The sequence below is a fragment of the Thioclava sp. F34-6 genome (assembly GCF_002213235.1).
GTDB classification, from domain to species: domain Bacteria; phylum Pseudomonadota; class Alphaproteobacteria; order Rhodobacterales; family Rhodobacteraceae; genus Thioclava; species Thioclava nitratireducens.
Window position 1 is genome coordinate 444,998 of record NZ_NBOA01000001.1, and the last position, 20,508, is coordinate 465,505.

At 63.2% G+C, this 20,508-nt stretch carries 16 protein-coding genes; 2 read left to right on the forward strand and 14 right to left on the reverse strand.

All coding sequences use genetic code 11. The features are described 5' to 3' along the window. Positions 1-13: 13 nt before the first annotated feature. The 10 genes from rpe to B6V72_RS02115 form a co-directional block, all read right to left on the reverse strand. Positions 14-715 carry a ribulose-phosphate 3-epimerase gene (rpe, locus tag B6V72_RS02070; RefSeq protein ID WP_088722783.1) on the reverse strand — a complete coding sequence of 234 codons (702 nt, stop codon included), beginning with the start codon at positions 713-715 and terminating at the stop codon, positions 14-16. A gap of 18 nt (positions 716-733) precedes the next feature. Then, a complete protein-coding gene (locus B6V72_RS02075; protein WP_088734408.1) occupies positions 734-3,061 on the reverse strand; it encodes a VWA domain-containing protein in 2,328 nt (775 codons plus the stop codon). Between the two features lie 12 nt (positions 3,062-3,073). After that, positions 3,074-3,910 carry a CbbQ/NirQ/NorQ/GpvN family protein gene (locus B6V72_RS02080; RefSeq protein ID WP_088734410.1) on the reverse strand — a complete coding sequence of 279 codons (837 nt, stop codon included), beginning with the start codon at positions 3,908-3,910 and terminating at the stop codon, positions 3,074-3,076. 83 nt (positions 3,911-3,993) lie between these two features. Next, complete coding sequence (locus B6V72_RS02085) at positions 3,994-4,359, reverse strand: ribulose bisphosphate carboxylase small subunit (RefSeq protein ID WP_075774814.1); 366 nt, start codon at positions 4,357-4,359, stop codon at positions 3,994-3,996. A 41-nt stretch (positions 4,360-4,400) separates the two neighbouring features. Further along, complete coding sequence (locus B6V72_RS02090; protein ID WP_075774813.1) at positions 4,401-5,834, reverse strand: form I ribulose bisphosphate carboxylase large subunit; 1,434 nt, start codon at positions 5,832-5,834, stop codon at positions 4,401-4,403. Positions 5,835-5,905: 71 nt separating this feature from the next. Further along, the gene (fba, locus tag B6V72_RS02095) at positions 5,906-6,985 is read right to left on the reverse strand and encodes a class II fructose-bisphosphate aldolase (RefSeq protein ID WP_088734412.1); all 1,080 of its coding nucleotides are present in this window, start codon (positions 6,983-6,985) and stop codon (positions 5,906-5,908) included. Positions 6,986-7,043: 58 nt separating this feature from the next. Beyond that, a complete protein-coding gene (gene gap / locus B6V72_RS02100; protein WP_088734414.1) occupies positions 7,044-8,045 on the reverse strand; it encodes a type I glyceraldehyde-3-phosphate dehydrogenase in 1,002 nt (333 codons plus the stop codon). 13 nt (positions 8,046-8,058) lie between these two features. Next, the gene (gene tkt, locus B6V72_RS02105; protein WP_088734668.1) at positions 8,059-10,032 is read right to left on the reverse strand and encodes a transketolase; all 1,974 of its coding nucleotides are present in this window, start codon (positions 10,030-10,032) and stop codon (positions 8,059-8,061) included. Between the two features lie 17 nt (positions 10,033-10,049). Then, positions 10,050-10,922: a phosphoribulokinase gene (locus B6V72_RS02110; protein ID WP_088722779.1), complete on the reverse strand. Its 873-nt coding sequence runs from the start codon at positions 10,920-10,922 to the stop codon at positions 10,050-10,052. A 3-nt stretch (positions 10,923-10,925) separates the two neighbouring features. Continuing rightward, positions 10,926-11,921, reverse strand: coding sequence for a class 1 fructose-bisphosphatase (locus tag B6V72_RS02115; protein WP_088734416.1), 996 nt, complete (start codon positions 11,919-11,921; stop codon positions 10,926-10,928). Positions 11,922-12,028: 107 nt separating this feature from the next. Here B6V72_RS02115 and B6V72_RS02120 point away from each other — a divergent pair, with 107 nt between their 5' ends. Beyond that, positions 12,029-12,958 carry a LysR substrate-binding domain-containing protein gene (locus tag B6V72_RS02120; RefSeq protein WP_088724310.1) on the forward strand — a complete coding sequence of 310 codons (930 nt, stop codon included), beginning with the start codon at positions 12,029-12,031 and terminating at the stop codon, positions 12,956-12,958. Positions 12,959-13,005: 47 nt separating this feature from the next. Then, positions 13,006-13,977 (forward strand): quinone oxidoreductase, encoded by a 972-nt coding sequence (locus B6V72_RS02125; protein ID WP_088734418.1) that lies wholly within the window; start codon positions 13,006-13,008, stop codon positions 13,975-13,977. A 123-nt stretch (positions 13,978-14,100) separates the two neighbouring features. Here the strand turns inward: B6V72_RS02125 and B6V72_RS02130 are convergent, their stop codons facing one another. Genes B6V72_RS02130 through glgC form a run of 4 tightly spaced genes read right to left on the reverse strand, consistent with a single transcriptional unit; the run spans position 14,101 to position 20,488 of the window. After that, on the reverse strand, positions 14,101-15,726 hold the full coding sequence (locus B6V72_RS02130; protein ID WP_088734420.1) for an alpha-D-glucose phosphate-specific phosphoglucomutase: 1,626 nt from the start codon (positions 15,724-15,726) through the stop codon (positions 14,101-14,103). Then, positions 15,723-17,741 (reverse strand): glycogen debranching protein GlgX, encoded by a 2,019-nt coding sequence (gene glgX, locus B6V72_RS02135; protein ID WP_088734422.1) that lies wholly within the window; start codon positions 17,739-17,741, stop codon positions 15,723-15,725. The genes B6V72_RS02130 and glgX overlap by 4 nt, the downstream gene beginning before the upstream one ends. Continuing rightward, on the reverse strand, positions 17,738-19,159 hold the full coding sequence (gene glgA / locus B6V72_RS02140) for a glycogen synthase GlgA (protein WP_088718611.1): 1,422 nt from the start codon (positions 19,157-19,159) through the stop codon (positions 17,738-17,740). Before glgA ends, glgX begins: the two co-directional genes overlap by 4 nt. 57 nt (positions 19,160-19,216) lie before the next feature. Then, entirely contained in the window at positions 19,217-20,488 is a 1,272-nt protein-coding gene (gene glgC, locus B6V72_RS02145; RefSeq protein ID WP_075774802.1) for a glucose-1-phosphate adenylyltransferase, read from the reverse strand. Positions 20,489-20,508: the final 20 nt, after the last annotated feature.

Sequence of the window (20,508 nt, forward strand, 5' to 3'; positions counted from 1 at the left end):
GCTTGGCAGTTTCTCACTGTGCGGCTTTGAGAGCACCCTCCGCCGCTTCGCGGATCGCGCGCATATTCTGGCCATACACCTCCGGCCTATCGACCGAGCCGCCCTTGAAGACGGCGGAGCCCGCGACGAAGCAATCCGCACCAGCCTCGACCAGCGGGCCGACCGTGGTCGGATCGACGCCGCCATCCACCTGAATGTGAATCTCCCGATCGCCAATCATTTCGCGCACTTGGCGGACCTTGTTGATGCTGGAGGGGATGAATTTCTGACCGCCGAAGCCGGGATTCACGCTCATCACGAGAACCATATCGACGAGGTCTAGCAGTTCCGAGATCACGTTGGCGGGCGTGCCGGGGTTCAGCGAGATGCCGCATTTCACGCCCTGCGCCTTGATCGCCTGCAGCGTGCGATGCGGGTGCGGACCGGCCTCCCAATGCGCCACGATCATGTCGGCGCCCGCTTCGGCATAGGCCTCGATGTAAGGGTCGACCGGCGCGATCATCAGGTGGACGTCCATGAAGGTCTTCACATGCGGGCGGAACGCTTTCACGGCGGGTGGGCCGAAGGTGAGGTTCGGCACGAAATGCCCGTCCATCACGTCGACATGGACCCAATCGGCCCCCTGATCTTCGATGGCGCGGATCTCGGCGCCGAAATTGGCGAAATCGGCCGACAGGATCGAGGGCGCGATCTTGATGGAACGGTCAAAGCTCATGGGGGCCTCCTTGGCGGCTCATTTCGTCAGTTGCGCGAACAGGGTCGGCAGTTTCTCGGGCAGGCGCTCGACCTGATCGATCACGGTGTAATTATTGGTCCCGAAGATGCGCGACACATAGGCATCGGCTTCGGGGTCCAGCGTCAGACAATAGCTGTTAATGCCGATCTGCTGGAGTTCCGCAACCGCCTTCTTGGCATCCATGCGCAGATATTGCGGGTCGCGCTCGTCGATATCGGCCGGTTCGCCATCGGTGACGATCAGCAACAGTTTATGGGCTTCCGGGCGCAGCGACAAATGATGGGCGGCATGGCGCATCGCGGCCCCCATCCGGGTCGAGAGCCCGCCCTTCATGCCCGCAAGGCGGCCTTTGACCTCGGAATCGAGCTTCTGTTCGAAATCCTTGAAGCGCTGATATTGCACGTCGTGGCGGCCATCCGAGGAAAAGCCGTGGATCGCGAACGGGTCGCCGATCCCTTCGATCGCCGCGGCCACCAGCGCCGAGGCTTCGCGCGTCAGCTCCAGCACGGTCTTGTCCGAGCCGCGCACGGTCTCGTTGGTGCTTTCCGACAGGTCGAGCAGGATGCAGACCGCCAGATCGCGCCGGTTGATGACGTTGCGCATGGTGATCCGCATGTCGGGCTGCATGCCGATGCGCTGCATCACCATCGCATCGACGGCGGCGTTGATATCCAGCTCGTCGCCATCCTCCAGCCGCCGCTGGCGCGAGATGCCCTGCGGGCGCAGCCGGTCCACGATCTGCTTGATGCGGTGACGGATGCCGCGATGCGCGGTCAGGATCGTGTCGATCTCGTCCGGGTCGCCCATCGGCGGGCGGTGTTCGTAGACAGTCGACCACGACGGGCGCATCAACTGCACCTTGTAATCCCACTCGCCGTAATGAAACGGGTCGGAGATCGGGGCCTTGCCCTCCATCTCGTTATAGCTGACGCCCTCATCCTCGTAGGGGAACAGCTCTGACGACAGCACCCAGACCTCCTGCGCATCGTCGCCCGCGGTCTCGACATCGACCTCGTTGACGAATTCCATCAGGCCCACGCGCTTGCGCACCTGACCCTGCGCGGGCTGATAGGCGTTCTGGTTCGACCAGTCGTAATCCGAGAGCGACCAGATGAAGCGGTTGTCGTCGCGATACGGAATTTTCAGAGATTCGAGAATGCGAAGGGACGGCACCGCGCGGCGTTGCGCCAGCAGGTTGTAAAGTTCGACGCCCAGCGACCAGGAGAACATCGTCTCACGCGCATTGTCCGCGATCTCGCCGTGGAAGGTCTCGACGAGATTGTCGATTTCCAGATCGCCGGTGCGGGTGCCGGGCGTGTTGAGCGCGCGGGCGACCTTTTCCAGCAGATACATCGTCTCGTGCTCGTAAGCGCCGGGTGGCGTGTCCGGCATCAGCCGGTCGAACATCGCGCGCAGCCCCGGAAAGGCCCGCGTCGCGCAATATTCGACGCGGGCATCCTCGATCATGCCGATCAGGAAAATCTGCGCCGGATTGAGCGCTTCCTGCCCGAGCCCGTGATCGGAATAGACGATATGGGCCGCCATATGGGCGCACATCGCGCGGTAGAGATCGAGGCCGGAGGCGCCGTTGAACCCGTCCATCGCATCGGGCAGATGCAGCGCGCCGTCCTCGATGAAGGGGCGGAAGCCTTCGAAGTCGGCGGCAGAGGGACGCAGGAAGAAGTCGCGGGCCCAGAAGGCGCGGAGGTAGAAGTTCAGCCTGCGCTGGCTGTCGATGAAGAGCGTGCCGCGGCGTTCCTGTTTCAGGACTGCGCGGCTGTCTTCAGAGACAAGCCCGAAGTAATCCGCCTGTTTCGGCAGGTCGCGCCGATAGGCCTCGGCGCCGAAATCCACCCAGCGGCGCAGACCCGACAGCGTGAGTTTCGCCAGCAGTTCTTCGAGCACGCCGAACATAGGGCGCAGGCCGCGCGGCGCACGGGCCGCCAGCCGGTGCAGCAGCGCGAGATAGCCGCGCAGCAGTTCCGGATCGCCGAAGCGGTTGGCGGCGCCGGGCAGCGTGTCGAGCATCAGCACCAGGATTTCGCCCGACACCATCGAGGCCAGCTTCAGCACCGCGCCCACCACGTCCCGAATGACGTCCTCGCCGCATTCCTTGGCGACCTGCGGCATCTCGTCGAGATAGGAGATCAGCAGGCGGGGGCCCTTGCCGAGCGAGGTCATCGCCTTCGCACCGTCCATGTAATCCTTCAGCCCGGCGGGCGACATCATCCGCGCCGCCTCGTGGAAGAGCCCGTCGAGGGTCTCCTCCAGCTCCGGCGCGGATTTGATCAGATCGGCGGCGTAATCGTCGAGATCGACCTTCATCGGACGCGCTCCTTACGCCACCTTCGAGCTGTCGGTGATCTCGGGGAAGAAGGTCTGGACGGCCGCCTGCAACGTGTCGCGCATATCCGCGTCGTCGGTCAGCGGCTCCACCAGCGCCATCTGGCAGGCGGCGGGCGCGGGGATGTCCTGCGAGATCAGCTGGCCTGCATAGACCAGAAGGCGCGTCGACATGCCCTCATCGAGCCCGTGGCCCTTGAGGTTGCGCGAGCGTTGGGCGACCTGCACGAGCTTTTCGGCGGTCTTGAGGTCGATCCCGGCCTCGTGGCTGACGATCTCGGCCTCGGTCGCGGCCTGGGGGTAGTCGAAGCTCATCGCGCCGAAACGCTGCTTGGTCGATTGCTTGAGGTCCTTCATCATCGACTGGTAACCGGGGTTGTAGGAGATCACGACCTGAAAATCGGGATGCGCGTCGACCAGCTCGCCCTTCTTCTCCAGCGGCAGCTGGCGGCGGTGATCGGTCAGCGGGTGGATGACGACGGTGGTGTCCTGACGGGCCTCGACGACCTCGTCGAGATAGCAGATCGCGCCGATCCGCGCGGCAACGGTCAGCGGGCCGTCCTGCCATTTCGTGCCGTTGATATCGAGGAGGAACCGCCCGATCAGGTCGGACGCGGTCATGTCCTCGTTACAGGCCACGGTGATCAGGGGGCGTTTCAATTTCCACGCCATATATTCGACGAAACGCGACTTGCCGCAGCCCGTGGGGCCCTTGAGCATCACCGGCATCCGCACGTCATAGGCGGCGGCGTATTGTTCGATCTCGTTGCCGACAGGCCGGTAATAGGGCTCGGTCTTCACGCGGAACTGGTCTGGGTCGATATCGCTCATGGGTGGCTCTCCGTCGCGCTGGAAAATCCGGAAAAATGGGGCAGGGCGGGCCGCCGCGATCGGCAGCCCGCCCCGGTGTCAGATCAGGCAGAGGCCGACATGTCGGCGCGGTGCACCACCATCGAGGTGCCCTGCGTCTGCTTGAAGTTGTCGTAGCCCACGAGGCGCACATGGTTGCCCGGGTTGGCCTTCTTGCACATCTCGATCTCGCGGAAGATCGCATCGACATCGGTTTCCCCGAACATCGGCAGCTTCCACATGTACCAGAAGTTCGAGCGCATATTCTCGGGCTCGGTATGCTCGATGGCCGGGTTCCAGCCTTTCGAGACGATGTATTCCACCTGCTTGCGCAGCTCGTCATCGCTGAGCTGGGGCAGATAGGAGAAGGTGCCCATCTTGCGGCTGTTCGGGTCCGAGATGCGGGAGCCGTAATCTTGCATTTCACTCATGGTGTCAGTCCTTTCTCAGGCGTTGGTGGGAGGGGCGCGCCTTAGCGGTGCGCCACGTCCAGCTTGTCCACGGTGTCGAACTCGAACTTGATCTCTTTCCACGTCTCCATAGCGATCTTGAGTTCGGGCGAGTGCTTCGCGGCCGAGGTCATGATGTCTTTCGACTCCTTCTCGAGATCGCGGCCCTCGTTGCGTGCCTTGACGCAGGCCTCGACCGCGACGCGGTTGGCCGCTGCGCCCGCGGCGTTGCCCCAGGGGTGGCCCAGCGTGCCGCCGCCGAACTGAAGGCAGCTGTCATCGCCGAAGATGTTGACCAGCGCGGGCATGTGCCAGACGTGGATGCCGCCCGAAGCCACCGGGAGCACGCCCGGCATCTGCCCCCAGTCCTGATCGAAGAAGATGCCCCGCGAGCGGTCTTCCTTGACGTATTTGTCGCGCATCAGGTCGATCCAGCCCAGCGTCGCCTCGCGGTCGCCTTCGAGCTTGCCGACGACGGTGCCCGAGTGCAGGTGGTCGCCGCCCAGAAGGCGCAGCATCTTTGCGAGAACGCGGAAGTTGATGCCGTGCTTGGGGTGGCGGTCGATCACGCCATGCATCGCGCGGTGCACGTGCAGCAGCATGCCGTTATCGCGGCACCAGCGGCTCAGCGAGGCCTGCGCGGCCCAGCCCATCGTCAGGTAGTCCGACATGATGATCGGCGACCCGATCTCCTTGGCGAACTCGGCGCGCTTGTACATCTCTTCGATGTTCGGCGCGGTGACGTTCAGGTAGTGGCCCTTGCGCTCGCCGGTCTCACGCTCTGCCTTGTCGATCGCTTCCTGACAGAACTCGAAACGGTCGCGCCAGCGCATGAAGGGCTGCGAGTTGATGTTCTCGTCATCCTTGGTGAAGTCGAGTCCCCCCCGCAGCGCCTCGTAGACCGCGCGGCCGTAGTTCTTCGCCGAGAGACCCAGCTTCGGCTTGATCGTGCACCCCAGGAAGGGACGGCCGTATTTGTCGAGCTTGTCGCGCTCGACCTGAATGCCGTGGGGCGGGCCGTCACAGGTGGTCACGAACCACAGCGGGAAACGCACGTCTTCCAGACGCAGCGCCCGCACGGCCTTGAAGCCGAAGACGTTGCCCACGAGCGAGGTGAAGACGTTGACGACCGAGCCCTCTTCGAACAGACCCATCGGGTAAGCGATGAAAGCGTAGTAGCTCTCGTCGTCGCCCGGCACGTCCTCGATCGCGTAGGCACGACCCTTGTAGTAGTCGAGATCGGTCAGCAGGTCGGTCCAGACCGTGGTCCAGGTGCCGGTCGAGCTTTCTGCGGCGACGGCGGCTGCGGCTTCCTCTCGCGGGACGCCGGGCTGCGGCGTGATCTTGAAGACGGCGAGCACGTCGCTGTCCTTGGGGGTGTAGTTCGGCTCCCAATAGGTTTCACGGTATTCCTTGACGCCGGCGCTGTATTTACCGGGATTTGCATGCTGGTTCATCGGGGTCTCCTTGTCTCCCTAAATCCGATAACTGCGGCCCCGGGCGCTCGACTGCCGGGATCGCGGGTGTGTCAGGCGGCCTTGGCCGCGGAAATCACCGGGTCGAGCGATCCCTCGGCATAGCGCTTGGCCATGTCGTCGAGGTCGATCACCTTGATCTTGCTGGCATTCCCGGCGGTGCCGAAGCGCTGGAAGCGGTCGAGGCAGAGCTTCTCCATCTCTTCCATCGCGGGGATCATGAATTTGCGCGGGTCGAATTCCGTCGGCTTGCTTTGCGCGACCTTGCGGAACTGTGCCGTCAGCGCCATGCGGTTATCGGTGTCGATATTCACCTTGCGCACGCCCGACTTGATGCCGCGCTCGATCTCTTCGACCGGCACGCCGTAGGTCTGGGGCATCTCGCCGCCGGACTCGTTGATCAGATCCTGCAGATATTGCGGCACGCTGGACGAGCCGTGCATGACCAGATGGACGTTCGGAATCTTCGCATGGATCTTCTCGATCTGGCTGATCGCGAGGATGTCGCCCGTGGGCTTGCGCGAGAATTTGTAGGCGCCGTGGCTGGTGCCGCAGGCGATCGCCAGCGCATCGACCTTGGTGAGCTTGACGAAATCCAGCGCCTCGTCGGGATCGGTCAAAAGCTGATCGTGGCTGAGTTTGCCAACCGCGCCCGAGCCGTCTTCCTCCGCCGCTTCGCCAGTCTCGAGATTGCCGAGCACGCCCAGTTCGCCCTCGACCGAAGCGCCCACCCAATGGGCCATGTCGGCCACGCGCTTGGTGATGCTGACATTGTAGTCCCAATCGGCGGGGGTCTTCATGTCCTCTTTCAGCGAGCCGTCCATCATCACCGAGGTGAAGCCGTGGCGGATCGCGGTGAGGCAGGTGGCCTCGTTATTGCCGTGGTCCTGATGCATGCACAGCGGGATATCGGGATACATCTCCGACAGCGCCTGGATCATGTGGCGCAGCATGATGTCGCCGGCATAGCTGCGCGCGCCGCGCGAGGCCTGCATGATGACGGGCGCGTCGCATTTCGCCGCCGCCATCATGATGGCGATACCCTGTTCCATGTTGTTGATGTTGAACGCCGGCACGCCGTAGCCGTATTCCGCGGCGTGATCGAGCAATTGTCTGAGCGTAATCAGAGCCATATCAGGTGTTCCTTACGTTGTGGGCCTTACGTTGCGGGCCTAACCGGTCGCGCCGCGGTCAGAGGAGCTTTCCTATCGCGACGGCGGTGTCGGCCATGCGGTTGGAGAAGCCCCATTCGTTGTCGTACCAGCTGAGGATGCGCACCATCCGGCTGTCCATCACCTTGGTCTGATCCATATGGAAGACCGAGGAGTGAGGATCGTGGTTGAAGTCGCTGGAAACATTGGGTTTGTCGGTATAGCCGAGGATGCCTTTCATCGGACCATCGGCGGCGGTGCGGATAGCCGCGTTGACCTCTTCCACAGTGGTATCTTTCGCGGCCTCGAAGACCAGATCGACGACCGAGACATTCGGCGTCGGCACGCGGATCGCGACTCCGTCCAGCTTGCCATTGAGCTCCGGCAGCACGAGACCCACGGCCTTCGCAGCCCCGGTCGAGGTCGGGATCATCGACAGCGCGGCGGCGCGGGCGCGATACATGTCGGAATGCATCGTATCGAGCGTCGGCTGGTCGCCGGTATAGCTGTGGATCGTCGTCATGAAGCCTTTCGAGATGCCGATCGCGTCGTTGAGCGCCTTGGCGACCGGCGAAAGGCAGTTCGTCGTGCAGGACGCGTTCGACACGACCAGATCGTCCTTGGTCAGCGCACCGTGGTTCACGCCGTAAACGATGGTCTTGTCAGCACCGGCCGCCGGGGCCGAGACGAGCACGCGCTTCGAGCCGTTCTCCAGGTGGAAGGCCGCTTTCTCCCGCGCGGTGAAGATGCCCGTGCATTCCATCGCGATATCGACATCACCCCAGGGCAGTTCCTTCGGGTCGCGGATCGCGGTGACCTTGATCTTGCCGCGGCCTGCGTCGATCCAGTCCTCGCCGGTGCTGACCTCCTGCGGGAAGCGGCCGTGGACGCTGTCGAATTGCAGCAGATGGGCGTTGGTTTCGACCGGGCCCAGATCGTTGATCGCAATCACCTCGATATCGGCGCGACCCGACTCGATGATCCCGCGCAGCACGTTGCGGCCGATACGTCCAAACCCGTTGATGGCAACTTTAACCGTCATTCTCGTTAGTCCCTCAGATCAGTTCTTTTGCATCCGAAACAATTGCTTCGGACGTGATGTTGAAGTGTTCGTAGAGCGCCGGGGCAGGGGCCGAGGCACCGAAACCGGTCATGCCCACGAAGCGGTCCTCGGGGCGCAGGAAGAGATCCCAGCCTTGACGGATCGCGGCTTCGCAGCCGACGCGCGGGGCATCGCCGAGAACCTCGGCGCGATAGGCCGCGTCCTGTTTCTCGAAAAGCTCGAAACACGGCGCGGAGACGACCGCGGCCTTGATCCCTTGCTCGGCCAGTTGTTCGGCAGCGGCCATTGCGATCTCAACTTCGGACCCGGTGGCGATCAGCGTCACGTCGCGGGCCTCGGGTGCGCGCAGCAGATAGGCGCCGCGTGCGGTGAGGTTCTCGTCCGTATGTTCGGTGCGAACCGTCGGCAAACCCTGACGCGAGGCCACGATCATCGTCGGCGTGGCCGTCGAGGTCATGGCGATTTCCCAGGCCTCGGCGGTCTCCACCGCATCGGCCGGTCGGAGGACGAGCAGGTTAGGAATGGCCCGGAGCGAGGCCAGATGCTCTACCGGCTGATGGGTGGGACCGTCCTCACCGAGGCCGATCGAGTCATGGGTCATGACATAGCAGGTCGGCACGCCCATCAGTGCCGACAAACGAATTGCGGGGCGGCAGTAATCGGCGAAGGCCAGGAAGGTGCCCCCATAGGGCCGCAGCCCGCCATGGAGCACGATACCGTTCATCGCAGCGGCCATGCCGTGCTCGCGAATGCCGTAATGGATGTAATCGCCGGTGAAATCGGTAGGCGTGATCGATTTCATGCCCGACGATTTCGTGAGGTTCGAGCCGGTCAGATCGGCCGAGCCGCCCACGGTGAAGGGCAGGGTGGCGTTGACCACTTCCAGCGCCATCTGGCTCGCCTTGCGGGTCGCCACCTTGGGCCTGTCCTGCGACAGCTTGCGCTTGTAGACGGCGATCGCGGCGGGCAGGGCGCTGGTGTCTGCCTCCTCTGCGGCGAGGAAGTCGGCGCGAGCGGTCGCGGCGTTCAGCCTCGTCTCCCAGTCCGCCCGCGCCCGAGCGCCGCGCGAGGCGATCCGGCCCCATTCCTCGTAGATCGCGGCCGGAATTTCGAACGCCGGATGGTCCCAATGCAGTTGCTTGCGCGCGGCAGCGATCTCGGCGTCACCCAGCGGCGCGCCGTGGACATCGTGGCCACCTTGCTTGTTGGGCGCACCGAAGCCGATGATGGTGCGGCAGGCGATCATCGACGGGCGCGGATCCTGACGCGCGGCCTCGATCGCAGCGGCGATCTCGGTCGGGCTGTGGCCGTCGCAGTCGACGACATGCCAGCCGGCGGCGGCGAAACGCGCCTTCTGATCCATCGAGGTGGAAAGATCGGTGTCGCCGTCGATGGTGATCGAATTGTCGTCCCACAGCACGATCAACTTGCCGAGCGCCAGATGACCCGCGAGGTCGATCGCCTCGTGGCTGATCCCTTCCATCAGGCAGCCGTCGCCCGCGATGACATAGGTAAAATGATCAACCAGATCGGCGCCATAGCGCGCATTCTTCATCTTCTCGGCAATCGCCATGCCCACGGCGGTCGCGACACCCTGACCAAGCGGCCCGGTGGTCACTTCGATCCCGTCGGCATGGCCGTATTCCGGGTGACCAGCGGTGCGCGAACCCAGCTGGCGGAACGTCTTGATTTGGTCCATCCCCATGTCTTCATAGCCCAGCAGATGGTTGATCGCGTAGAGCAGCATCGAACCGTGCCCGGCCGACAGCACGAAGCGGTCACGATCGGGCCATTTCGGCGCGGTGGGATCGATATTGATGAAGCGGTTGAACAGAACCGTCGCCACATCTGCCATGCCCATAGGCATGCCGGGATGGCCAGAATTGGCCTTTTGCACCGCATCCATCGCGAGCGCGCGGATCGCATTCGCCATCCGGGTTTCTTGCGTAATTTGAATATCTTTCATCGCCTTGTTCATCCTTCTCAAGCCCGCTTCGCTTCGCGCACGAGGCGCTCGATGAGGGGGGTGAGGATCAGCTGCATGGCCAGATCCTGACGGTTGCCGGGAATGACGATCGAGTTGGCGCGGCTCATCCACGAGCCGTTGATCATCGAGGTGAGATAAGGGAAATCGATCCCGCGCGGGTTCTTGAAGCGGATCACCACGAGGCTCTCATCCGCGGTCGGAATCCAGCGCGCGATGAACGGGTTCGAAGTGTCGACGACCGGCACGCGCTGGAAATTGATATCCGTCTCGGTGAATTGCGGCGTGATGCAATGCACATAGGCGTGCATGCGGCGCAGGATCACGTCGGTGACGGCTTCGGTCGAATAGCCGCGCGAGGCCCGGTCGCGATGGATCTTCTGGATCCATTCGAGGTTGATCACTGGCACCACGCCGATCTTCAGATCGGCCAGCGCCGAGAGGTTCACCTCGTCATTGACCACGCAGCCGTGCAGACCTTCGTAGAAAAGCAGATCGGACTCGTCGGCGAAATCGCTCCAGTCGGTGAAATGACCGGGAGGCGTGCCCCATTTCTCGGCCTCGGCATCGTCATGGACGTAATGCCGGGTCTTGCCCTTGCCGGTCTCGCCATATTCACGAAAGACGCGCTCCAACTCCTTGAGTTCATTGGCTTCGTAGGAGAAGTGGGAGAAGCCCTGATCGCCCGCGTCATAGCGCTTCTGCAGCTCTTCCTTCATGTCGGCGCGGTTGTAGCGGTGGAAGGCGTCTCCCTCGATTGAGACTGCGGAAATCCCTTCGCGGCGGAAGATCTGGTCGAAGGTCGATTTCACCGTCGAGGTACCTGCACCGGAGGAACCGACGACGGAAATGATGGGGTGTTTCTTGGACATGTATCAGCTCCGGAAGAGGCCGCGGGTATTGAAGAGCGCGTGGGCTTCATCCTGCGGCAAGTCGTGATAGGCGGCGACGCGGGCGACCTTGCTGGCCGAGCCGAATACGAATGGCGTGCGGGCATGCAGCCGGTCGGGCGTCGCGGACATGATGGGATCGGCGCCGTCGGTGGCCTCGCCGCCGAGCTGCTCGATCAGCATCGCGATTGGCGCGCATTCGTAGACGTGCCGCAGGCGTCCGCGCTGGTAGCCTTCGCGGTCGTCACCGGGATAGAGGAACACGCCGCCGCGCGAGATGATGCGGTGGGTCTCGGCCACCAGCGACGCGATCCAGCGCATGTTGAAGTTGCGCCCGCGCGGGCCTTCGGCGCCGGCGACGAGATCGTCGATGAAGGCGCGGATCGGCTGCGGCCAGTGGCGGTAGTTCGAGGCGTTGATCGCGTATTCCGAGGTCTCGGAGGGCAGGGGCTTCGGATCGGCCACGCGGCGCCAGATGTCGCTTCCGGGCTCGAGAACCCATTGCTGCACACCGTTGCCGAAGGTCACGACCAGGGCGGTCTGCGGTCCGAAGATAATGTAGCCGCCCGCGATCTGCTCGTTCGCCGGACGCAGGAAGCTGGCCTCCGTGTCGTCGGCTGCCTCGAAGATCGAGAAGATCGTGCCGATCGAGACATTCACGTCGATATTGGACGACCCGTCGAGCGGATCGATGGCGAGCGCGAGCGTGCCGGTCCCGAAATCGACCACCTCGTCCTGCTCTTCCGAGGCGTAATGGCGCACCGCACCACCGCGCAGCGCGGCCATGAAGGCCTCGTCCGCGATCACGTCGAGCGCTTTCTGCCCGTCGCCACCGGCATTGGTGCCAGCCGCTTCCGCCAGATTTCCGTCCAGCCCGTTGCGCGCGATCATGCGGGCAAGCTGGGCGCCGACGCTGGTCAAGCGGGTCATGGTGTCGGCAAGATCGGCAGAAATACCGAGGCCGTCGAAACTCACGGACATCTTCTCCTCCTCCAAAGACGATGTTCTTGTGAGCCAGACCATTGCCCGGATCGGTTTTTTATGAAATTTAAATAAAGGGAATGTGCGTTAAGGAAATTTGAAACCCAATGCGGATGAATGCTGTGACGCTGAAGCAATTGCGCGCGCTCGATGCGGTGGCTCGCGGCGGTTCGCTGACGGCTGCCGGAGAGAGCCTGAACCTCACAACCCCAGCAATTCATACGCAAATCAGGGGACTGGAGGACGCGATCGGGATGAAGCTGATCCAGCGTGCCGCTGATGGCGCCGGATCCGAGCTGACCGAAGCAGGCAAAGCGCTGCGAGAGAGCGCGCTGCGGATCGAGGACAACTTGTCGCAGGCCGAAGCGACGCTGAGCGCCATCGCACGGGGGCAGGTGGGTCGGATCACGCTCGGCGTCGTCTCCACCGGCAAGTATTTCGCGCCGCGGCTGGTGAAGATGCTGCAAGACGCCCATCCCGAGATCGAGGTCGCACTGCGCGTGGGCAACCGTTCGGCCATTATCGAGGGGATCGAGCGCGGCAGTTTCGACATCGCCGTGATGGGCCGTCCGCCGCGCCATCCGCCCGTTGTGGCCGAACCGATCGGCCAGCATCCGCATGCGCTGGTCGCACCGCCGGGCCATCCGCTGATCGCCAAGGCCGACGATCTGGAGCAGCTTTTCGGCGAGACCTTCATCTCGCGCGAGGAAGGATCGGGGACGCGGATCCTGATGTCGCGCTGGCTCGACCGGGTCGGTGACGGGCGGCTCTATGACACGCTGGAGATGGACAGCAACGAGACGATCAAGCAGGCGGTGATGGCGGGTCTCGGCATCGCGTTTCTCAGCCTGCACACGGTGACGGACGAGCTGGAGACCGGACGTCTGGCGCTGATCCCGGCGCCTGGTTTGCCGCTGATGCGTCATTGGTTCCTCGTGCGCCGCGAGAGCGAACGCCCGCGCGAACTGGCGCTGCGCGTCTGGGATGAGATCGTCGAGATGAACGGCGCGTTCCTTCCGCATCCGATCCCGGATTGACGCCGGGGCTGCGCGCAGTACCTTTGCGCGGCAAAAGGGAGGATATCATGGCCTATGCGATGGCAATCGCGCGCCCCGGCGGGCGCGACCAATTCCACAAGATCGAAATCGAGGTTCCGAAGCCGGGCCCGGGCGAAATCACCTTAAGACATACCGCTATCGGATTGAATTTCATTGATGTTTACTTCCGTACCGGCCTCTATCCGTGGCCGGTCGAGAGCGACCTGATCACCGGCGGTGAAGCGGCGGGCGTCATCGAGGCGGTCGGCGACGGCGTCGATCTGCAGGTCGGGCAGCGCGTGGCCTATACGCAGCCCAACGGCGCTTACGCGAGCCACCGGGTGATCGCGGCGAAAAACGTGGTGCCGATCCCGGACGATATTTCCGACGAAGTCGCGGCGGCGGTGATGCTTAAAGGTCTGACCGTGCATTACCTGATCCATCACTCGTATGCGGTAAAGCCCGGTGACACCGTGCTTTTCCACGCGGCGGCTGGTGGCGTCGGCTCGATCGCGGGTCAATGGCTCAAGGCCAAGGGCGTACGCGCGATCGGTACGGCTGGCGGGCCTGAGAAATGCGCGCGTGCTCTTGAGCACGGATATGACGCGGTGATCGATTACCGGACTGAGGATTTCGGCGCAGAGGTCAAACGGCTCACCGACGGCGCAGGCGTCGCGGCGGTCTATGACTCGGTGGGCGCCGACACGGTGATGACGTCGCTCGATGTGCTCAAGCGCTTCGGCACGCTGGTGTGCTTCGGACAAAGCTCGGGACCGGCGGATCAGTTCAAGATCGGCGATCTTGCGCGTAACTCGCTGTTCCTGACGCGTCCGACCTTGTTCCAACACACGGATCAACCGGGGTGGCTACGAAACTCCGCCGCAGAACTCTTTGAGATGATTGGAAAAGGCGACATCAAGATCGACGTGCCGCAGACGTTTTCTCTGGAGGATGTTGCTGCAGCCCATGAGGCGCTGGAGGGCCGGAAAACGGTCGGGAGCACGGTTTTGACCCCATAATGGGCGTCAAATCGCATTCATAATTTACATAATACCGATTATAGGTATTACGATGATAAAAAAGCGGGGGGTGATTTCAGCCCCCCGACTTTGTTTCGGTTCAGGATTTCTTGCCTGTAGCGCTCAGGTAATGACGTCGGGTTTCTCGCGCCCCGTACGCTCTCGGATCCCCACCAGCGCCTCTGTCGCCCGGATGATCGGTGCCAGCGCCTCTTGCGGATCATGGTCCAGCCCATCCGGTCCCGGCGCATATCGCTCGAGATACACGCGCAGCGTCGCGCCCTCGGTGCCCGTGCCCGACAGACGCAGTACGACGCGCGAGCCGCCTTCGAACAGAATACGGAAACCCTGACCTTCCGCGACCGAGCCATCGACCGGATCGGTATAGGAAAACTCGTCTGAGCTTTCGACCGTAAGCCCTTCGACCTGCGTCCCTTTTAGCTCTCCAAGGCGGCCACGGAGATCGTCCAGCATCGCCTCTGCCTGCTCGGTCGGCAGCGCCTCGTAATCGTGGCGCGAATAGTAGTTGCGGCCATAGCGCGCGAAATGATCGGCCATGATCTCGGCCACCGACATCTTCCGCGCGGCAAGGATGTTGAGCCACATCAGCACCGCCCAGAGCCCGTCCTTTTCGCGCACATGGTCGGAGCCCGTGCCGAAGCTCTCCTCGCCACAGAGCGACACGCGCCCCGCATCCATCAGGTTGCCGAAGAACTTCCAGCCCGTCGGCGTCTCGTAGCAATCGAGGCCAAGCGCCTCGGCCACCCGATCCGCCGCCGCAGAGGTCGGCATCGAGCGCGCGACGCCCTTCAGCCCGTCCTTGTAGCCCGGAACGAGATGCGCATTTGCGGCCAGCACAGCAAGACTGTCCGACGGCGAGACATAAGTGCCCGCGCCAAGGATCATGTTCCTGTCGCCATCGCCATCCGAGGCGGCGCCGAAATCCGGGGCGTTTGCGCCCATCATCTCGTCCATCAACTCATGCGCCCAGGTCGGGTTCGGATCGGGATGCATACCGCCGAAATCCGGCAGCGGCGTGCCATGGGTCACGGTCCCCGCCGGCGCACCGAGACGGTTCTCGAAGATCTCGACCGCGTAAGGTCCGGTGATGGCGCACATCGAGTCCATCCGCGTCCGGAAGCCCGCCTTAAAGACATCGCGCAAAGCGTTGAAATCGAATATCGTTTCCATCAGGTCGGCATAGGCGGTCACGGGGTCGACGACTTCGACGGTCATCTCTCCCAGTTTCGTCTCACCGACGCTGTCCAGATCCGGGTCTGCCGCGTCGAGCAGATGATATTCGGTGATCTCCTGCGTGCGTTTGTGGATCGCCGAGGTGATCGATTCCGGCGCTGGACCGCCATTGGAGCTATTGTATTTGACGCCAAAATCCTCGGCCGGGCCGCCCGGATTGTGGCTGGCCGAGAGGATGATGCCGCCGTTCGCCTGATGCTGCCGGATCAGGTTCGAGGCGGCGGGCGTCGAGAGCCACGCACCCTGCCCCACGATCATCCGCGCGGCCCCATTTGCAGCCGCCATTTTCAGGATCGTACTCGCAGCTTCACGTCCGAAATAGCGGCCGTCACCGCCAAGAACCAAAGTCTTGCCCCGCACGCCGCCGATCGCGTCGAAGGTCGATTGCACGAAGTTCTCGAGATAGTTCGGCTGCATGAATACGCGGGTTTTCTTGCGCAGCCCCGAGGTTCCGGGTTTCTGGCCGTCGATGGGCTGGGTCGCGTGGCGGGTCATGATTTCTCCTGCACTGTTGCGCGGGTAAAGACTTGAACGGATTGTGCGGCAAGGCAAGCCTCAGGGGCGCCCAATTGTTCCGCCTCCCGTTCAGGAAACGCGGAATCGATCAAGCAGGTCCAGCGACCGGGAGGTAACTGCACCTGTTGTTTGGGCCCTGCGTTGAGGATCACATAGACCGCTTCGCTCCCGGCCTCGCCTGCCGGCCCCTCGGCGGCGCCACGGATCTCGACACCGATGCAGCGCAGTTCGGGATCGTTCCAATCATGCGGCTCGGGTTCTTGCCCCGAGGCGAGCCGCCAGATCAGATCGCGCATCCCGTCCTGCTTGCGGATCAGCGAATGCAGATAGCGGTTCTGCCGCAAGACGCGGTGATTTTTTCGTATCTCTATCAAGCGTTTGACGAATGTTGTTAAAGTCTCGTCAGGTCCACTCCAATCGATCCAACCGACCTCGTTATCCTGCGCATAGGCATTGTTGTTGCCGCCCTGAGAATTGCCGATCTCGTCGCCCGCCAGCAGCATCGGAACGCCTTGGCTCATCAGCAACGTCGCGAGCAACGCGCGTTTGCGCAAAGCCTGCGCCTCAGGGTTCTCGAGCGCCTCAGAGAAGTTCGCATCATGGCCATCGCGGTTTTCCTCGCCATTCGCGAGGTTCTGCTTTTCGCCATAGGAGACGAGGTCTTGCAGCGTAAATCCGTCATGCGCGGTGATGAAATTCACCGATGCCGTCGCGGGCCGCCCCATCTGGTCGAAGATCTCCGCCGAGCCCGCGACGCGTCGCGCCAGATCGCCCGCCATCCCACGATCACCGCGCCAGAAGCGCCGCGCGTCGTCACGGAAACGGTCGTTCCATTCGGTGAACGGATGCGGGAAGCCACCGAGGTAATAGCCGCCCGGCCCGATATCCCACGGCTCCGCGATCAGCTTCACAGTCCGCAGGACGGGATCCTGCTCGATCGCGGTGAGAAATTGCGAATGCGCCTCGACCGCCCCCGACGATCCGCGCGCGAGCGTCGCGGCCAGATCAAAGCGGAAGCCATCGACGCCCATCTCCTCGACCCAATGGCGCAGGCAATCCATCACCAGACGCAGGCAAAGCGGGTTCGACAGGTCCAGCGTATTGCCCGTTCCGGTCTCGTCGATATAGGCGCCGTCCGGTGTCAGGCGGTAATAGCTCGCATTGTCGAGGCCGCGAAGGCTGAGCATCGGCCCGACCGCGTTGCCCTCACCCGTATGGTTGTAGACGACATCAAGGATCACCTCGATCCCGGCGCCATGGAAGCGCCGCACCATGTCGCGGAATTCGCCGCGCGGATCTGGCCCGGAATAGCGCGGCTCGGGCGCGAAATTGGCGATCGGCTGGTAGCCCCAGTAGTTGCTCAACCCCTTCTCGACCAGGAAGCGGTCGTCGAGATAGGCGCAGCTCGGCAGCAGCTCGATCGCGGTGATCCCAAGATCGGCGAGATGCGACAGGATCGGATCAGAGGCGAGCCCTGCCCATGTGCCGCGCGGCGCCACGGGCACGTCCGGATGGGTCATCGTCAGCCCCTTGGAATGGGCCTCGTAGATCACTGTTTCCGACCAGCTGTGGCGCGGGCGATCCCATTTGGGCCGCTCGATATCGGTCACGACCGACTTCGGCACAACGCTCGCACTGTTTCGCCGGTCTGGCCTGGATTTTCCATATTGCATAGGTGCTTGCCAGCTGATCTTCGAGTCGATCTGCCGCGCGTAGGGGTCGATCAGCAGCTTCGCCGGATTGAACCGATGTCCAGCTTCGGGGGCCCAGGGCCCATGCACCCGGTAGCCATAGCGTGCGCCCGGATTGAGCCCCTCGACGAGGCCATGCCAGATCGGCCCCGACCGTCCCGGCAAGTCTATGCGTTCTTCCTTCTCTCCGTTGAACAGGCATAGCTCCACCCTCTCGGCATGGGCCGAGGCAAGCGCGAAATTCACGCCACCTTCGCAGGGCGTCGCGCCCAGCGGGTCCGGTTTCCCAGGGGTGACCTTCATCGAGCGACAAGGTCGTCATACAGCGCGGCATAGCGCGCGGCTGACCGCTCCCAGCCCCAGTCGGTTTTCATCGCGCGGCGCTGCATCGCGGACCAGCCTTTTCGATCGCCGTAAAGCGCGATCAACTTCATCAGCGCCTGCCGCAGCGCCAGATCGTCGACGGGATGGAACACGATGCCGGTCGATGCGCCTGCGGCTTCGGTCGCGGGCGTTGCGCCCACCACCGTATCTGCCAGACCGCCGACGGCAGAGACCACCGGGATACAGCCATAACGCAGCCCGTAAAGCTGCGTCAGCCCGCAGGGCTCGAACCGCGAGGGCACCAGCACCGCGTCGCCGCCCGCATACATCCGGTGGCTCAGCGCCTCGTCATAGCCGATCTTCACGCCAACCCGACCGGGATGGCGCGCAGCAAGCTCGCGCATCGCATCCTCGGCCCAGCCATCGCCCGATCCAAGCACGGCAAGGCCACCGCCCGCTTCGAGATAGGGCTCGAGCGCCGGGGCGATCAGATCCATCCCCTTCTGCGCTGTCAGGCGCGAAATCAGAATCGCAAGCGGCCCCGGCGCATCCAGTTCAAACTCGGCTTCCAAGGCCTTGCGATTATTAGATTTCCCACCGAGCTTCGTAGCCGAGAAAGACGTCGCCTCCGGATCGGCCTCAGGATTCCAGACCTCCAGATCGATGCCGTTGAGGATACCGTGCAGATCGCCCGCGCGGGCCTGAATGACACCTTCCAACCCCATGCCGAACTCGCCGCGCATCAACTCGTCGGCATAACGCGGGCTGACCGTGGTGATTGCGCTCGCCGCAACCAACCCAGCCTTGAGCGTCGAGATGTCGCCCCAGAACTCCACGCCTTCGCGGGTGAAATCCCACGCCTGCAGCCCGAGGGCTGCCAGCTTGTCGCGGCCGAACCGGCCCTGAAACGCGATGTTGTGGATTGTCATCACGGTCGGGATCCCGGTGCCGCGCAGATACCATGGCACGAGCCCGGTCTGCCAATCGTGGCAATGCACCAGATCGGGCTGCCATTTGCCCGCGCCCTCGCGCGCGATCTCGGCGGCGACGAAACTGAGGGCTGCGAAGCGTTCGGCATTGTCGGGATAGTCGCGCCCGTCTTCGGAATACGGGCCCCCGTCACGGTCAAACAGATGGTCGGCCTGCAGCGCCAGAACCTCCATGCCGCCCGCCTTGCCCAGCACCAGCCGCGCCGGACCGCCATAGAGGCTCTCGCTTTCCCATACTGGTTTCGGCGATTTCAGCTTTTTCAGGATTCCGCGATAGGCCGGGATCATCACCCGCATCTCCCAGCCCTGCCCTTTGAGAGCGGCGGGCAACGCACCTGCCACATCGGCCAGACCGCCCGTCTTGATCAGTGGAACCGCTTCTGACGCAACCGAGAGCACGCGTTTCATGTCTTCGCTCTTTCCAAATATCCCGGGGTGCGGGGCAGCGCCCCGCTATCCGCCCAGTTAGTCCAATGCCGCCGCGCGTTTGTCGAGCATCGCCTGCGTAATCAGCACGACCCCGCCTTCCGACCGGCGGAACCACTTCTCGTCTTCTTCCGGATCCTCGCCCACGACAAGGCCTGCGGGGATTTGCACGCCGCGGTCGATCACGCATTGGCTGAGCCGCGCATGTCGCCCGATATCGACGTAAGGCAGCACCACCGCCTCCTCGAGGCTTGCGAAACTATGCGCACGCACGCCCGTATGAAGCAGTGAATTGCGCACCTCCGCACCCGAGACGATGCAATCGCCAGAAACCAGCGAGGAGATCGCAGAGCCCCGTCGTCCGTCCTCATCGTGGATAAATTTCGCGGGCGGCACGATCTCGGCATAGGTCCAGATCGGCCATTCGGTGTCATAGAGGTCTAGCTTCGGCGTAAAATCCGTGAGGTCGATATTGGCCTGCCAGAACGCGTCGACCGTACCGACGTCGCGCCAGTAAGGCTCGGTCTCCAGTCCCGTCGTCACGCAGCTATCCGAGAACTTATGCGCCATAGCCTTGCCGTGCTTGACGATCTGCGGGATCAGGTCATGACCGAAATCGTGGCTCGAATTCGGATCCTCCATGTCGCGGATCAACAATTCGCGCAGGAATTCCCAGTCGAAGACATAGATTCCCATCGAGGCCAGCGCGTGATCGGGATCGCCGGGCATGCCGGGCGGATCGGCGGGCTTTTCGAGGAAATCGGTGACCTGGCCGGTCTTGTCGATGGCCATCACGCCAAAGGCGGTCGCTTCCATGCGCGGCACCGTCAGGCAGCCGATGGTGACATCGGCCTTGGTCTCGACATGCTGGCGCAGCATCACCTCGTAATCCATCTTGTAGATATGGTCGCCGGCAAGGATGATGACGTATTTCACGCCGTAATCTTCAACGATATCAATGTTCTGAGCGACCGCATCGGCGGTGCCCGCATACCAGCGGCTATCGGCTACGCGCTGGCTTGCGGGCAGGATGTCGAGATATTCGTTCCGCTCGGCGCGGAAGAAATCCCAGCCGCGCTGGATGTGGCGGATCAGCGAATGCGCCTTGTATTGCGTGGCGATGGCCATCTTGCGGATGCCGGAATTGAGCGCGTTCGACAGAGCGAAATCGATGATCCGGGTCTTGCCGCCGAAATAGACCGCGGGTTTCGCGCGCCTGTCGGTGAGCTCCTTGAGGCGACTCCCGCGGCCGCCCGCCAGCACGAAGGCCATGGCCTGTGCGCTCAGGCGCGTGTTGGGCTGTGGTTTCATAATCCTCCCCCTCCTCTGGG

Bases quoted from the DNA above. Each gene is read 5' to 3' on its own strand.
- rpe (WP_088722783.1), bottom strand. From the start codon at position 715: ATGAGCTTTGACCGTTCCATCAAGATCGCGCCCTCGATCCTGTCGGCC.
- B6V72_RS02075 (WP_088734408.1), bottom strand. From the start codon at position 3,061: ATGAAGGTCGATCTCGACGATTACGCCGCCGATCTGATCAAATCCGCG.
- B6V72_RS02080 (WP_088734410.1), bottom strand. From the start codon at position 3,910: ATGAGCGATATCGACCCAGACCAGTTCCGCGTGAAGACCGAGCCCTAT.
- B6V72_RS02085 (WP_075774814.1), bottom strand. From the start codon at position 4,359: ATGAGTGAAATGCAAGATTACGGCTCCCGCATCTCGGACCCGAACAGC.
- B6V72_RS02090 (WP_075774813.1), bottom strand. From the start codon at position 5,834: ATGAACCAGCATGCAAATCCCGGTAAATACAGCGCCGGCGTCAAGGAA.
- fba (WP_088734412.1), bottom strand. From the start codon at position 6,985: ATGGCTCTGATTACGCTCAGACAATTGCTCGATCACGCCGCGGAATAC.
- gap (WP_088734414.1), bottom strand. From the start codon at position 8,045: ATGACGGTTAAAGTTGCCATCAACGGGTTTGGACGTATCGGCCGCAAC.
- tkt (WP_088734668.1), bottom strand. From the start codon at position 10,032: ATGAAAGATATTCAAATTACGCAAGAAACCCGGATGGCGAATGCGATC.
- B6V72_RS02110 (WP_088722779.1), bottom strand. From the start codon at position 10,922: ATGTCCAAGAAACACCCCATCATTTCCGTCGTCGGTTCCTCCGGTGCA.
- B6V72_RS02115 (WP_088734416.1), bottom strand. From the start codon at position 11,921: ATGTCCGTGAGTTTCGACGGCCTCGGTATTTCTGCCGATCTTGCCGAC.
- B6V72_RS02120 (WP_088724310.1), top strand. From the start codon at position 12,029: ATGCGGATGAATGCTGTGACGCTGAAGCAATTGCGCGCGCTCGATGCG.
- B6V72_RS02125 (WP_088734418.1), top strand. From the start codon at position 13,006: ATGGCCTATGCGATGGCAATCGCGCGCCCCGGCGGGCGCGACCAATTC.
- B6V72_RS02130 (WP_088734420.1), bottom strand. From the start codon at position 15,726: ATGACCCGCCACGCGACCCAGCCCATCGACGGCCAGAAACCCGGAACC.
- glgX (WP_088734422.1), bottom strand. From the start codon at position 17,741: ATGAAGGTCACCCCTGGGAAACCGGACCCGCTGGGCGCGACGCCCTGC.
- glgA (WP_088718611.1), bottom strand. From the start codon at position 19,159: ATGAAACGCGTGCTCTCGGTTGCGTCAGAAGCGGTTCCACTGATCAAG.
- glgC (WP_075774802.1), bottom strand. From the start codon at position 20,488: ATGAAACCACAGCCCAACACGCGCCTGAGCGCACAGGCCATGGCCTTC.